13 protein-coding genes are annotated in these 13,605 nt (G+C 69.5%); all 13 read left to right on the forward strand.

The window, feature by feature from the left end:
* Positions 1 to 71: 71 nt before the first annotated feature.
* The 13 genes from BMZ45_RS05325 (at position 72) to BMZ45_RS05385 (ending at position 13,442) form a co-directional block, all read left to right on the forward strand.
* Positions 72 to 434 (forward strand): hypothetical protein, encoded by a 363-nt coding sequence (locus BMZ45_RS05325; RefSeq protein WP_056178339.1) that lies wholly within the window; start codon positions 72 to 74, stop codon positions 432 to 434.
* Positions 435 to 451: 17 nt separating this feature from the next.
* Positions 452 to 1,027 (forward strand): phage holin family protein, encoded by a 576-nt coding sequence (locus BMZ45_RS05330; RefSeq protein ID WP_254776536.1) that lies wholly within the window; start codon positions 452 to 454, stop codon positions 1,025 to 1,027.
* Between the two features lie 46 nt (positions 1,028 to 1,073).
* Entirely contained in the window at positions 1,074 to 1,478 is a 405-nt protein-coding gene (locus tag BMZ45_RS05335; RefSeq protein WP_175488931.1) for a hypothetical protein, read from the forward strand.
* Positions 1,479 to 1,552: 74 nt separating this feature from the next.
* Positions 1,553 to 2,602, forward strand: coding sequence for an AI-2E family transporter (locus BMZ45_RS05340; protein ID WP_091634127.1), 1,050 nt, complete (start codon positions 1,553 to 1,555; stop codon positions 2,600 to 2,602).
* Between the two features lie 91 nt (positions 2,603 to 2,693).
* The gene (locus BMZ45_RS05345; protein ID WP_091633284.1) at positions 2,694 to 3,425 is read left to right on the forward strand and encodes an HAD family hydrolase; all 732 of its coding nucleotides are present in this window, start codon (positions 2,694 to 2,696) and stop codon (positions 3,423 to 3,425) included.
* Positions 3,422 to 4,804 (forward strand): leucyl aminopeptidase family protein, encoded by a 1,383-nt coding sequence (locus BMZ45_RS05350; protein WP_091633287.1) that lies wholly within the window; start codon positions 3,422 to 3,424, stop codon positions 4,802 to 4,804. Before BMZ45_RS05345 ends, BMZ45_RS05350 begins: the two co-directional genes overlap by 4 nt.
* Positions 4,805 to 4,954: 150 nt before the next feature.
* Positions 4,955 to 6,967 carry a CshA/CshB family fibrillar adhesin-related protein gene (locus BMZ45_RS05355; protein WP_091633289.1) on the forward strand — a complete coding sequence of 671 codons (2,013 nt, stop codon included), beginning with the start codon at positions 4,955 to 4,957 and terminating at the stop codon, positions 6,965 to 6,967.
* Positions 6,968 to 7,191: 224 nt separating this feature from the next.
* Positions 7,192 to 9,066, forward strand: a complete 1,875-nt coding sequence (locus BMZ45_RS05360; RefSeq protein ID WP_091633292.1) for a Calx-beta domain-containing protein — start codon at positions 7,192 to 7,194, stop codon at positions 9,064 to 9,066.
* A 108-nt stretch (positions 9,067 to 9,174) separates the two neighbouring features.
* Entirely contained in the window at positions 9,175 to 9,744 is a 570-nt protein-coding gene (locus BMZ45_RS05365) for a hypothetical protein (RefSeq protein ID WP_091633294.1), read from the forward strand.
* Entirely contained in the window at positions 9,741 to 10,049 is a 309-nt protein-coding gene (locus BMZ45_RS05370) for a winged helix-turn-helix domain-containing protein (protein ID WP_091633296.1), read from the forward strand. Before BMZ45_RS05365 ends, BMZ45_RS05370 begins: the two co-directional genes overlap by 4 nt.
* A 99-nt stretch (positions 10,050 to 10,148) precedes the next feature.
* Positions 10,149 to 11,429: an efflux RND transporter periplasmic adaptor subunit gene (locus BMZ45_RS05375; protein WP_091633298.1), complete on the forward strand. Its 1,281-nt coding sequence runs from the start codon at positions 10,149 to 10,151 to the stop codon at positions 11,427 to 11,429.
* Positions 11,430 to 11,471: 42 nt separating this feature from the next.
* On the forward strand, positions 11,472 to 12,161 hold the full coding sequence (locus BMZ45_RS05380) for an ABC transporter ATP-binding protein (protein WP_091633300.1): 690 nt from the start codon (positions 11,472 to 11,474) through the stop codon (positions 12,159 to 12,161).
* 123 nt (positions 12,162 to 12,284) lie between these two features.
* Complete coding sequence (locus BMZ45_RS05385) at positions 12,285 to 13,442, forward strand: ABC transporter permease (protein ID WP_091633302.1); 1,158 nt, start codon at positions 12,285 to 12,287, stop codon at positions 13,440 to 13,442.
* Positions 13,443 to 13,605 lie beyond the last annotated feature (163 nt).

Below are 13,605 nucleotides of genomic sequence, written 5' to 3' on the forward strand. Positions count from 1 at the left end.
GACTCGGGGATGAGCGATCATCGCGGGACGCGCAGCGCAGACGAGTTCCGCCCTTTTCCCAGGAGAATGCAATGAGCCCTACCTCGACCGATGCCATGAAGGCCAACCTCGGTGAAGCCGGATCGCACCTCAAACAAGCCGCGGCCGACGCCGGCGTGGCGATCCGCGGCGCCGCCGGCGCGGCGGGCGACGAACTGAAGATCGGCAAGGCCAACGTCAAGGCCGACCTGGCCGACGGCGCGCTGGCCGGCATCGCCGCGGCCGAGCACGCCGGCGGCGCGGCGCGCGAACAGGTCGACGTGCTGATGGACAAGGGCCGCGATCTGATCGAAAGCGCGGCCGAGCTGGTGCGCGAGCGTCCGCTGGCCTCGTTCGGCGTGGCCTTCGCGGCCGGCTTCATCATCGCCAAGCTCGCCCGCGGCAGCGACAAGTAAGGCCAGGCATGCAGGCCATGGGGGACGAGCGCCCGCCGCAACCGCCCGGCGGCGATGCGGGCGCGGACGGAGAGGACGCCGCGGCCCAGGCCGCGCCGGATCTGCTGGAATCGCTGCGCCAGCTCGGCGACACCGGTCGCGCCGGTCTGGGCGCGGCCGGCGACACCGCCAAGGCGCTGCGCAGCCTGGTCGCGGCCGACATCTCGCTGGCGCGCAGCGCGCTGGGCCGGGCGCTGGCGCTGATGGGCGTGGCGATCGCGTTCGGCGGTTCGGCCTGGTTGCTGTTGATGGCGACCTTGATCGTGTTCCTCAGCCGCACCCTCGGCGTGCCGTGGTCGCTGGCGCTGCTGCTGACCGCGCTGCTGAGTCTGGCGGTGACGGCCTGGGCGGGCTGGCAGGCGGTGCGCTATTTCGAGCACACCCGCATGCAGGCCACGCGCCGGCAGCTGGCGCGGCTGGGCATCGGCGAGTTGGCCGACGTCACGCCCACGCCGGGCTCGCCGGAATCGGCGCGCGAGGCCGCGCGGCGCTGGCCGCCGGACGGCCCCGGCGCCGGCAAGGACGAACGCGGCGTCGATCTGACGCCGCCCTGATCGCACTTAGGTTTTCCGATCCATCGCATTGCGAGGCCCGACGCCCGTGAGTTTCGAACAGCTGATCGCCAAGGTGCACCAGGCCGAAGACGTGGTCGAAGCGCAGGAGCGCCGCTTGGTGGCGAACCTGCGCCAGGTCCGGCATTCCTGGCGCGAAGCCTGGACGCCCGGACGCATCGTGATCGCCGGCCTGGTCAGCGGCTTCGCGGTCGGGCGCGCCGAACCGCTGCGGGTGGCGGCCAAAAGCGGCGGCATGATGCAGATGGTGTCGATGCTGTCCAGCCTGTTCGCCGGCGGCAGCGCCGGCGTCGCCGCGAGTCAGGCCGAGCGCGCGGCCGACAATACCGAGACCGTCGCGGCGGCGGTCGAGGAAGGCGAGGACGCGGTCGTGGCGCGCGCCGAAGCGACGGTGCAAGCTGTGCGTTCCGCCGCCGATCCCATCGACTTTTGAACGCGTCCGCCGAGCACGAATCCACCGCCTCACCCGACGCGCCCGCGCCGGCCGACGACGAAGCGCAGACCCCGATGCCGCCGCGCCCGCGCGCGCCCGCCTCGGTGGTGGTGCTGGCGACGCTGGCGGTGGGCGCGACCCTGTGGGCGGCGCAGGCGCTGATCCTGCCGGTGCTGTTGGCGGCGTTCTTCGCCCTGATCGGCAACCCGATCATCCGCGGCCTGCGCAAGCTGTGGCTGCCGCGTTTCGCCGCGGCCCTGCTGGTGCTGATCGGCGGGCTGGCGGCGGCCGGGCTGCTGGCCAACCAGCTGATCGAGCCGGCCGGCGAATGGGTGCGGCAGGTGCCGCGCGAGATGAAGCAGCTCGCGCCCAAGCTGCGCGAGATGACCAAGCCGATGCAGGAGGCCAACCGCGCCGCGCAGAACATCGCGCGCGCCGCCGGCGGCGAGAGCACGGCCAAGCCGGTGCAGGTGGTCAAGACCGAGCTCAACGACCCCTACAAGTCGCTGACCTCCACGCCCAAGTACGTGGCCTCGGTGCTGGCGGTGGTGCTGCTGACCTTCTTCTTCATGGTCTACGGCGAAAGCCTGCAGCGCAACGCGATCAACCTGCTGCCCGGCCTGCGCGAACGCAAGATCACCGTCGACATCCTGCAGTCGATCGAGCGCGAGATCTCGCGCTACGTGCTCACCATCAGCGTGATCAATACCGCGCTGGGCCTGGCCCTGGCCGGCGCGCTGTTCTGGCTGGGCGTGCCGCTGCCGGAGGCGCTGCTGTGGGGCACGATGGCGGCGATCCTCAACTTCGCGCCCTATGTGGGCCCGCTGATCGGCATGGTGACCATGCTGCTGATGGGCTTCGTGGCCTTCGACGAGGCTTGGCGCGCACTGCTGCCGGCCGGCCTCTACCTGCTGCTGCACACCATCGAGGGCCAGATCGTGACCCCGATCGTGCTGGGCCGGCGCATGCGGCTGTCGCCGCTGATCCTGATCCTGGCGCTGATGTTCTTCGGCTGGCTGTGGGGCATCGTCGGCCTGCTGCTGGCGGTGCCGATGCTGGTCTGCGTGAAGCTGGTGCTGGCGCGGATCGAGGGTCTGGAGAAGTGGTCCAAGCTGCTGGAGTGAGCGCCGCGCGGCCGTCGCCTGAGTGAAAACCCTCAGGCGTTTCGCGCGGGAATGCCGCAGTAATGCACGCGTTAGGCGCTAAAATGGCGGGATGACTTTCCCCGTCCGCGCCATCACCCTCGACCTCGACGACACCCTCTGGCCGATCGCTCCGGTGATGATCCGCGCCGAACGCGCGCTGGGCGAGTGGCTGCGCGAGCACGCGCCGCGCACCGCGCAGCGCTGGCCGGCCGAGGCCATGCGCCGCCTGCGCGATCAGATCGCCGCCGAGCACCCGCACCTGGCGCACGACTTCACCCATCAGCGCAAGCTCACCCTGGAGCGCATGCTGCGCGATTCCGGCGACGACCTGGGCCTGGTCGCGCCCGCGTTCGAGGTGTTCTTCAACGCGCGCTGCGAGGTGGAGCACTACGACGATTCGGTGGCCGCGCTGGAGCGCCTGGCCGCGCGCGTGCCGCTGGCCGCGCTCAGCAACGGCAACGCCGACCTGCAGCGGATCGGCCTGATGCATCTGTTCCGCTTCCAGCTGGGCGCGCGCGAACACGGCGAAGCCAAGCCGGCGGCGAGCATCTTCCACGCCGCCTGCACGCGCCTGGACTGCGAGCCGCAGCAGGTGCTGCACGTGGGCGACGACATCGAGCTGGACGTGGTCGGCGCGCATCGCGCCGGACTGCGCAGTTGCTGGATCAACCGCGTCGACGACGCCGGACAACGGCGCGAGTGGCCGCATGCCGGCCTGCGTCCCGACCTCGAATTCGACACCCTCGCCGCGCTCGCCGATTGGCTGGACGCGGCCCAGACCCCGGATACCGCCGCCGCATGAACCTGCCCCTGGGCTTTACCGATTCCGCCGTCGATGCGCTGCCGCTGCACCTGGTGGCGCGCGCCGACTTCGCCGCCTGGCGCGCGACCCTGCCGGCGGCCAGCGCGGCCTGGGTGACGGCGCAGGGCTACGAGGCCGCGGCCGGCACCCTGCTGACCCTGCCCGGCGCCGACGGCGGCCTGGGCGGCGCGGTGCTGGGCATCGGCGATGCGCTGGATCCGTATTCCTACGGCCACGCCCCGTTCGGCCTGCCGCTGCGGACCTGGCGCGTCGAAGGCACGCACGACGCCGCCACCCTGGCCGCGCTGCGCCTGGGCTGGGGCCTGGGCAGCTATCGTTTCAGCCGCTACAAGCAGCCGCCGCGCGCGCCGGCGCAGTTGCTGGTCGCCCAGGCCGACGGCGAAACCGACGATCTGATCGCGGCCTGCCTGCGCGTGCGCGACCTGATCAACACCCCGACCGAGCACATGGGCCCGGAGCAGTTGGAAGCGGTCGCGCGCGAGATCGCCCTGCGCCACGGCGCCCAGATCGACGCGGTGGTCGGCGACGAACTGCTGAGCCAGAACTTTCCCGCCATTCACGCCGTCGGCCGCGCCTCGCACCGCGCGCCGCGCCTGATCCGCCTGAGTTGGGGCGACGCCGCGCATCCGCACATCGCCCTGGTCGGCAAGGGCGTGTGCTTCGACACCGGCGGCCTCGACCTCAAGCCGGCCGACGGCATGCGCAACATGAAGAAGGACATGGGCGGCGCCGCGCACGCGATCGCCCTGGCCGAGCTGGTGATGGCGCGCAAGCTGCCGCTGCGCATCACCCTGCTGGTGCCGGCGGTGGAGAACGCGATCGGTCCGGACGCGTTCCGCCCCGGCGAAGTCATCGCCACCCGCCAGGGCATCAGCGTGGAGATCGACAACACCGACGCCGAGGGCCGGGTGGTGCTGTGCGACGCGCTGACCCACGCCGGCGAACTGTCGCCCGCGCTGGTGCTGGACTTCGCCACCCTGACCGGCGCGGCGCGCATCGCGCTGGGCCCGGATCTGCCGGCGCTGTACAGCAACGACGACGCCCTGGCCCAGCGCTGGCTCGACGCCGGCCAGCAGCAGCGCGACCCGCTGTGGCGCATGCCGCTGTGGCGCCCCTACCTGCGCTACCTGACCAGCGCGATCGCCGACATCGCCAACGGCGGGCCCTCGAAGATGGCCGGTTCGGTGACCGCGGCGCTGTACCTGGAGCGCTTCGTGCCGGCCGCCCTGCCCTGGGCGCACCTGGACGTGTACAGCTGGAACGACGCCGACCGCGCCGGCCGTCCCGCCGGCGGCGAGGCGCAGGGCCTGCGCGCGGCCTACGCTCTGCTCAAGGCTCAGGCCCAACCTGGCACATAAGTGGCACACTAAAAACGCTTTCAGGCACACAAAATACCCGTTACAGTGCGAACCTGAACGGGCCGTGTGACCTGCGTCACTAAGCGCTGAGCCAGCTTATCCGCCCGTAGAGGCGCCTAAGGGTCCGTCCGCATCCATCGGGGACCCTCTGTGACCGCTATACGCCTGGCTCTTACGCTGGCGCTGGCCTGCGCCGCGCTGCTTCCGCATTACGCCCACGCCCAGTTCGCCACCGGCGGCAGCGGCCTGCACCGCTCGCGCATCTTCTGGGTCGACTGGGGCAACAACGGCCAGGACGTCTACAACGGCGCCACCATCACCCGCGGCTTCAACATCGGCTCGCCGGCGACCGCGGCCAACCGGCTCGACATCACCTGCACCCTGTCCAACGCGACCACCACCGCCGGCACCCAGGGCCTGTTCGTGTACACGCCCGGCAGCTGGCAGGGCGACGGGCTGGACGAGCTGTACAACATCGGCGGCAACCAGCCCGGCGCCGGCGCCAATCCGAACACGCTGTCGGTGGGCTTGCGCGTCAACGGCGGCGCCACGGTCGAGTTCAACTTCAATTGCTCGGCCACCCTGGGCGGTGCGCCGTTCGCGCTGACCGGCCTGGTGTTCGCCGATGCCGAAGCCAGCGGCGGCAGCGAGTACGTGGCCGCGCGCCTGACCAGCGGCGGCACCCTGCGCGTGATCGACCAGATCTCGCAGTGCGGCAGCGCCAGCACGGTCAACGTGATCGCCGGCACCCCGCAGGAGGTGCGCTTCAACGGCCCGACCGCGCCGCAGACCAGCTGCGAAGGCAACGCCACCGCCAGCTTGCGCGGCGGCCCGTCGCTGGTCGGCTTCGTCGACGGCGCCACCGGCGCGCGCGTGATCGCGCGCGGCGGCGGCGTGTCCGCGGTCGCGGTGGGCGCGGTGCTGGAACTGGAATTCTCCGAGGCGATCCCGACCAGCTACGGCATCGCCGCGCACGTGCTCAATTCGGCCTGGACCGGCGGCGTCGCCGCCACCGGCGTCAACTTCAACAACCCGGCCAACCTGGCCACCCTGATCTACAACGCGCGCCTGGGCGCGACCGTGCAGGCCGACGCCGACGCCACCGGCGCGATCGGCGGCAGCGACGTCGATGCCCTGCCCAAGACCAACGGCCCGCTGGGCGCGGGTTACGCCAATGTGGCCGCGCCCAATGCCTTGCCGGGCGGCAACTACAGCATCGCCAACGTCGCCTGCGTCGGCCCGGCGCGCGTGCGCGGCTGGATCGACTTCAACGGCAACGGCGCCTTCGACGCCGGCGAAGCCTCCAATGCCGCGACCTGCCCGGCCGGCAGCAACACGGTCGCCCTGACCTGGACCCTGCCCAGCGGCTACGTCGCCCAGACCACCAGCTATATGCGCCTGCGCCTGGCGCCGACCCTGGCCGCCGTCGCCGACCCCACCGGCGTGTCCACCGACGGCGAAGTCGAGGACTACCGCATCGTCCTGCCGGCGCTCACCCCCACGGTGCGCGTCGGCAAGATCAGCCAGACCACCACCGGCAGCTTCAACTTCAGCGCGACCAACCTCAGCAGCGCGAGCTTCGCGGTCACCACCACCGCCTCGGCGACCCTGGCGACCTCGGCCACGGCCAACGTCAGCGCGACCGCGAGCGCGGTGACGATCACCGAGACCGTGCCGCCCGGCTGGCTGCTGACCGGCGCCAGCTGCAGCGATGCCAATGCCGCGATCACCGGTAACCCGGCCAGCTTCGGCAGCCTCGCAGGCGCGGTGCTGACCGTGCCGAGCAGCGCCCTGCGCGCGCGCGCCGACATCACCTGCACCTACAACAATCGCCCGATCGTCATCGACCTGGCGATCAGCAAGTCCGAGCTCGGCGGCGCCACCTCGTTCACGCCGGGCGCCAGCAGCACCTACACCCTGCAGGCCTGCAACAACGCCGGCCCGGACGCCGCCACCGGCGCCAGCATCAGCGACCCGCTGCCCAGCGGCGTGCGCCTGACCGGCCCCTGGAGCTGCAGCGGCAGCGGCGGCGGGGCCTGCCCGGCCGGCGGCGGCGCGATCAACGACGCCGCCGTCAGCGTGGCCGGCATCAACCTGCCGGTCGGCGCCTGCGTCACTGTCAGCGTGCCGGTGCGCTTCAGCCCGAATGCGGGCGATTACTGAGCATTCGGGCGCGCTTTTGGGCGTTTTCTATCACTCTTCCTGAGCAACAAACGTGTAAATTGGCGTGAAGCAGTACGCTACGGAACTGCGGCCGAGGATGGCCGCAACCTGGCGCCCACCGCGTGATCCCCGACAGCGCCCCGCGCATCGGGGCTTGCGACGGCAACTGCAGATTCGCATCGCCGGCACCAGCGCCCTGGCGCCGGGTTCAAGGAGGAAGGGGAATGCTGGATCACGCGACGCGCCGTCTCGGCGCTCTGGGCCTGGCCGTGGCCGCGGCGGTGTTCGCACCCGACGCCAGCGCGCAGGTCCAACGCACCTTCGTCAATCTGGGATTCGAGCAGCCGGTGCTGACCGGCAGCAACTGTTTCCTGATCCTGCCGGTCGGCCTGGTTCCGGGCTGGGCCACCGATCACCCCAGCAATCTCGCCACCGGCAGTTGCTCCCTGGCCGGCGTCACCAACGGCGCCAGCATCAACGGCCCGGTCGAGATCTGGCGCGGCCCCGCCTTCAGCAGCGTGCCGCCGCGCGCCGGCGACCAGCACGCCGAGCTCAACGCCTACACCCCCTCGCGCCTGTCGCAGACCATCTGCCTGACCAATGGCGAGCGCGTGGATTGGCGGCTCAGCCACCGCGGCCGCAACAGCAACGTCACGCCCGACGTCATGAACTTCAACATCGACAGCACGGCCAACACGGTCGCGGTGCTGTCGAGCACGACCGTGGCCGGCGGCATTCCGGTCTGCGTGGACAGCGGCAGCGTCGACAACATCAGCTGCACCGTGGCCGCCGGCGGCAACGGCTGGGCCGACTACTCGGGCAGCTTCAACTGGAACGGCACCAGCGGTAACCACAACTTCGGTTTCCAGGCCGTCGGCGGCGGCGCCGCGGGCAACTTCCTCGACGACATCCAGGTCACCCTGCGCCCGTATCTGGAATTCGATCCGGTCAGCTACACCACCCGCGAAGCCCAGGCCGTGCCCTCGCTGCCGACGATCCGCATCACCGGCACCGTGCCGGCCGGCGGCATTACCGTACTGGTCAACATCACCGGCGGCACCGCGACTACGGGCGGCGATTACCTCATCAACGGCGGCAACGTGAACGTGACGATTCCCGCCGGCACCTACGACGACAACCGCTTCCCGATCCCGATCACCATCATCGACGACGGCGTGATCGAGAACAACGAGACCGTGTTGGTGCAGGTGCTGCCCAACGCCGCCGCCTACACCCTGGCCTCGACCACCTCCTGCGGCAGCGCGACGGTGCAGAACACCGCCACGCTCACCATCCTCGACAACGACGTCGACCTGCGCACCACCAAGACCAACAGCGGCAACGCCACCCCGCCTGCGGGCGGCACCACCCAATTCACCGTCGCTTACACCAACAACACCGCCAAGCCCACGGTCGGCGATACCACCGCGCACGATGCGATCGCGACGATCACCGATGCCGTGCCGGCGGGCCTGACCTTCACCAGTTGGACCTGCGCGGGCAGCAACGGCGGCGTGTGTTCGGCCGCCAGCGGCAGCGGCGCTATCTCCGGCAGCGCGACCCTGCCGGCCGGCACCGGCGGCGTCGCGGGCGGCACCGTTACCTACACCATCAACGCGACCCTGGGCACGGCCCAATGCGCCGTGCTCACCAACAACGCCTCGATCGCGACCAATGCACCGCTGGGCGAAGGCGTGGCGGCGCAGGTCGGTTTCACCACCCCCGTGCCGGGCGGCAGCGCCAACAACAGCGCCAGCGCCACGGTCGATCCGATGTGCGCCGACCTCACCATCACCAAGACCCAGCCCGGCAACGTCACCACCTACACGCCCGGCGACATCGCCACCTACACGATCCAGGCCTGCAACCCGACCGGGCCCGACGGCGCCAACGGCGCCACCATCAACGATGCCCTGCCCAGCGGCGTGAGCCTGACCGGGCCCTGGGCCTGCGTGGGCTCCGGCGGCGGCAGCTGCCCGGCCACCGGCGGCACGCTGGGCGACACCGCGGTGGCGATCGCGGGGGTCAACCTGCCGGTCAACGCCTGCGTGGACGTCACCGTCAACGTGCGTTTCAGTCCGAACGCCAACGCCTACTGACGCCTGCATCGGCGCCCGCAGCGGCCGGTTTCCGGTCCGGCGTGACCCCTGTTGCTAAACTCTGAATTTCAGAGTACTTTGCAATCTCCTTCCACCGACCCCGCCGCCATGACCCAAGACGAGCTGCAGAGCAACCTGGATTACGTCGCTCGCGCCGTGCGCCACCACGAACGCTCGCCCGGTGTGCCCGCGATCTATTTCCTGTGGGCGCTGCTGGTGCTGATCGGCTTCTGCCTGCCGGACTGGGCGCCGCGTATCGCCGCGCCGTACTGGTTCTTCGCCGGCATCGGCGGCGGCCTGCTCAGCGTCTGGCTGGGGATGCGCCACGGCCGCCGCAACGGCGTGATCGACAGGGAAAGCGGGCGGCGCTACGGCTATCACTGGCTGGTGGCCGGCGTGGCGTTTCTGCTGACCGGGCTGCCGATCGCCCTGGGCCGCGTCGAGATCTATGCCGGCGTCGCCAACTTCCTGCTGATCGGCGGTACCGCCTACGCGCTGGCGGGCGTGCATCTGGATCGTCCCATCCTGTGGAGCGGCTTGATCATGTACGTCGCCTACGCCGCGATGATGCTGTTCTCGCCGCCCTATGCCTGGACCTTCGCCGGCATCGCCACCGCGGCGTCGCTGACCTGGGCCGGCATGTCCGCGTTGCGGCGCGGGAGCGGAGCGCCGCGATGAAGGCGCTCGCAGCACTCGATCCCGAATTCGAGCACCGCGTGCGCTTGGCGATCGCGGTGCTGCTGATGCGCCACGACGAGATCAGCTTCGCCGCCTTCAAGCAGCAACTGCAACTCACCGACGGCAATCTCGGCGCGCAGCTGCGCAGGCTGGAAGAGGCGGGCTATCTCTCGCTGCGCCGCGACTTCGTCGAACGCAAGCCCGTGACCTGGTACCGCATGACCGCGACAGGCCGCGGCGCACTGGAGCGCCACCTGGGGGCGCTGCAGTCGATGATCGCCGCCGCCGGTACCGGTGCGACCTAGCGCCGCGGCGCCAGCCTGCTGACAGATTCTGACTTCCGGCAGGTTGGCGCTAGAACAGCCTACGGTCACACTAGGCAAACTTTTTCGTCTGGTTGGGATATGGCGACCTCCTCCGATCTGCTCAAGGAACTCCGCATCGACCGTAGCGCTCCGCCGCCGCCCTCCGGCGGAGGACGCGGGCTGTGGATCGCGCTGGGCGCGATCGGCCTGATCGCGGTGCTCGGCGTCGCCGGTTGGGCGGTGTTCGGCCGCGGCAACGCGCCGGAAGTGAAAACCGCCACCGCGGTGGCGATCGGCAACGGCGGCGGCAGCGCCTCGGTGCTGGACGCCACCGGCTACGTGGTCGCGCGCCGCATGGCCACGGTCTCGGCCAAGATCACCGGCAAGGTGCGCGAAGTGATGATCGAGGAAGGCCAGCGCGTCGAGGCCGGACAGATCATGGCCACGCTGGATCCGATCGATGCCGACGCCGAACGCTCGTTGGCCGATGCGCAGCTCGGCGCCGCGCAGAGCGACACCGTGCGCGTGCAGGCCCAGCTCAAGGAAGCCGAGATCAACGCCACCCGCCTGTCCACCCTGGTCAAGCAGCAACTGGTGTCGCGTTCGCAATACGATCAGGCCGTGGCGCAGCGCGACTCGCTGCGCGCGCAGCTGTTGACCGCGCAGCGCAACGCCAAGGTCGCCGGCGGCCGCCTGCGCATCGCCGACCTGGGCGTGGACAATACCGTGGTGCGTGCGCCGTTCGCCGGCGTGGTCACCGCCAAGGCCGCGCAGCCGGGCGAGATCGTGTCGCCGCTGTCGGCCGGCGGCGGCTTCACCCGCACCGGCATCGGCACCATCGTCGACATGGACTCGCTGGAAGTCGAAGTCGACGTCGGCGAGGCCTTCATCGGCCGCGTGCAGCCGAAGATGCCGGTCGAAGCCACGCTCAACGCCTACCAGGATTGGAAGATCCCGGCCGAAGTGATCGCGATCATTCCGGCCGCCGACCGCGGCAAGGCCACGGTCAAGGTGCGCATCGCGCTGAAGACCAAGGACCCGCGCATCGTCCCCGACATGGGCGTGCGCGTGAGCTTCCTGGAAGCGGCCAAGCCGGTCGCGGCCAATCAGCCCAAGCCCGGCGTGCTGGTGCCGGCGGCCGCGATCGTGCAGCGCGACGGCGGCGACGTCGCCTTCGTGGTCGAAGAAGACAAGGTCCGGCAGCGCGCGCTCAAGCTCGGCCGCAGCCTAGGCGACGACCGCGAGGTCACCCAGGGCGTGGCGGGCGGCGAGACCGTGGTGCTGAGCCCGCCGGACGATTTGAAAGACGGCGCGCGCGTGCGCGTGGCCGCGGCGGGCGGGGAGTCCGCCAGTGACGATTCCGCCTCCAGTAGCGAATAACCCTTAAAGCCGTTCCCTAATTTACGCGCGAGGAAGTCCAAGATGGATACGCTGGTTTCGATCCGCAACCTCAAGAAGACCTATCAGCGCGGCCCCGAAAAGGTCGAAGTGCTGCATGGCATCAACCTCGACATTCCCAAGGGCGACTTCGTCGCGCTAATGGGTCCGTCGGGCTCGGGCAAGACCACCCTGCTCAATCTGATCGGCGGCCTGGACAACCCCAGCGACGGCGAGATCGAGATCGAGAATCAGCGCATCGACCGCATGAGCGCGGGCCAGCTCTCGCAGTGGCGCAGCAACCATGTCGGCTTCGTGTTCCAGTTCTACAACCTGATGCCGACTCTGACCGCGCAGAAGAACGTCGAGCTGCCCTTGCTGCTGACCAAGCTCAACGCCGCCCAGCGCAAGCGCAACGCCGAGATCGCGCTGCAGCTGGTCGGCCTGGCCGAACGCGGCAAGCACCGCCCGAACGAACTGTCCGGCGGCCAGCAGCAGCGCGTGGCGATCGCGCGCGCGATCGTGTCCGACCCCACCCTGCTGATCTGCGACGAGCCCACCGGCGATCTGGATCGTCAGTCGGCCGAGGAGATCCTGGCCCTGCTGCAGTCGCTCAACCGCGACCACGGCAAGACCATCGTGATGGTCACCCACGATCCCAAGGCCGCCGATCACGCGCGCCGCACGATCCATCTCGACAAGGGCACCCTCGCGGCCGACGGCGGCGCGCATTGAGATCCGCACGCCCTCTCCGCCCGGAGAGGACGCCAGCGACGGCCTAGGCCTCGCACCGGATCTCATCCGCTCCTCGAGCCACTTCTCCCGCGCGGAGAAGGAAACACCTAAAGGAAAGCAGACATGAAATACCTGCACCTGATCTGGGCCGCATTGTTCCGAAGCAAGACCCGCACCCTGCTGACCTTGCTGTCGGTGGTGGCGGCGTTCCTGCTGTTCGGCATGCTCGACTCGGTCCGCGTCGCCTTCAACTCCGGCGGCAGCGTCGCCGGCGCCGACCGCCTGGTCGTGGCCTCGCGCCTGTCGATCACGCAGATGCTGCCCTACAACCTGCTCACCCAGATCGAATCCCAGCCGGGCGTGAAAAAGGTCGCCTACGCGGCCTGGTTCGGCGGCATCTACCAGGATCCGAAGAACTTCTTCCCGAACTTCTCGGTCAGCCCCGACTACCTCGACCTGTATCCGGAATACGTGGTGCCCGCCGACCAGGTCAAAGCCTGGAAGGCCGATCGCCAGGGCGCGATCGTCGGCGCCTCGCTGGCCAAGCGCCACGGCTGGAAGGTCGGCGACACCATTCCGCTGCAGGCCACGATCTTCCCGACCAAGGGCAGCAACGACTGGCCGCTCAAGCTGCGCGCGATCTTCGAGATCAAGGACAGCAAGCGCAAGGGCGAAGAGAACCAGCTGCTGTTCCACTGGAAGTACTTCGACGAGTCCAACGACTACGTGAAGAGCCGGGTCGGCTGGTACATGGTCAAGCTGGGCGACGTGAACCAGGCTACCCGCGTGGCCAAGGGCATCGACGCGCTGTCGGAGAACTCCGACCACGAGACCAAGACCCAGACCGAACAGGCCTTCAACCAGTCCTTCGCCAAGCAGTTCGCCGACATCGGCCTGATCGTGACCGCGATCATGGGCGCGGTGTTCTTCACCCTGCTACTGCTGACCGGCAACACCATGGCCCAGGCGGTGCGCGAGCGCATTCCGGAACTGGCGGTGCTCAAGACCATCGGCTTCAGCGACCGCAGCGTGCTGGCGCTGGTGCTGGCCGAGTCGACGCTACTGATCGTCCTCGGCGGCGTGATCGGCCTATGTCTGGCCGCATTGCTGATGCCTAGCCTCAGTAAGTACAGCGGCGGTGCGATTCAATTGCCTACCGTGCTCCCGCAAACCTGGGCCATGGGCCTGGGCTTGATGGTGGTGATCGGTGTGGTGGTCGGCTTGCTGCCTGCGATACGCGGCATGCGCTTGAAGATCGTCGATGCATTGGCCGGCCGCTAAACAAGGACTCCTGTCATGAAGAGCTTAGGGCGTTTTTGTATCTCCTTTGTGTTCTGGGCATTTTCGTTGGTAGTGGCCGGCGTGCCGTTTTTCGCCGAACAGTTCCTACTTCGAAAGACCACGCACGGACTGGCTTATCCCGCGGTCTACGTATTGATCATGG

It is taken from the genome of Lysobacter sp. cf310, from assembly GCF_900114355.1.
GTDB lineage: Bacteria > Pseudomonadota > Gammaproteobacteria > Xanthomonadales > Xanthomonadaceae > Lysobacter.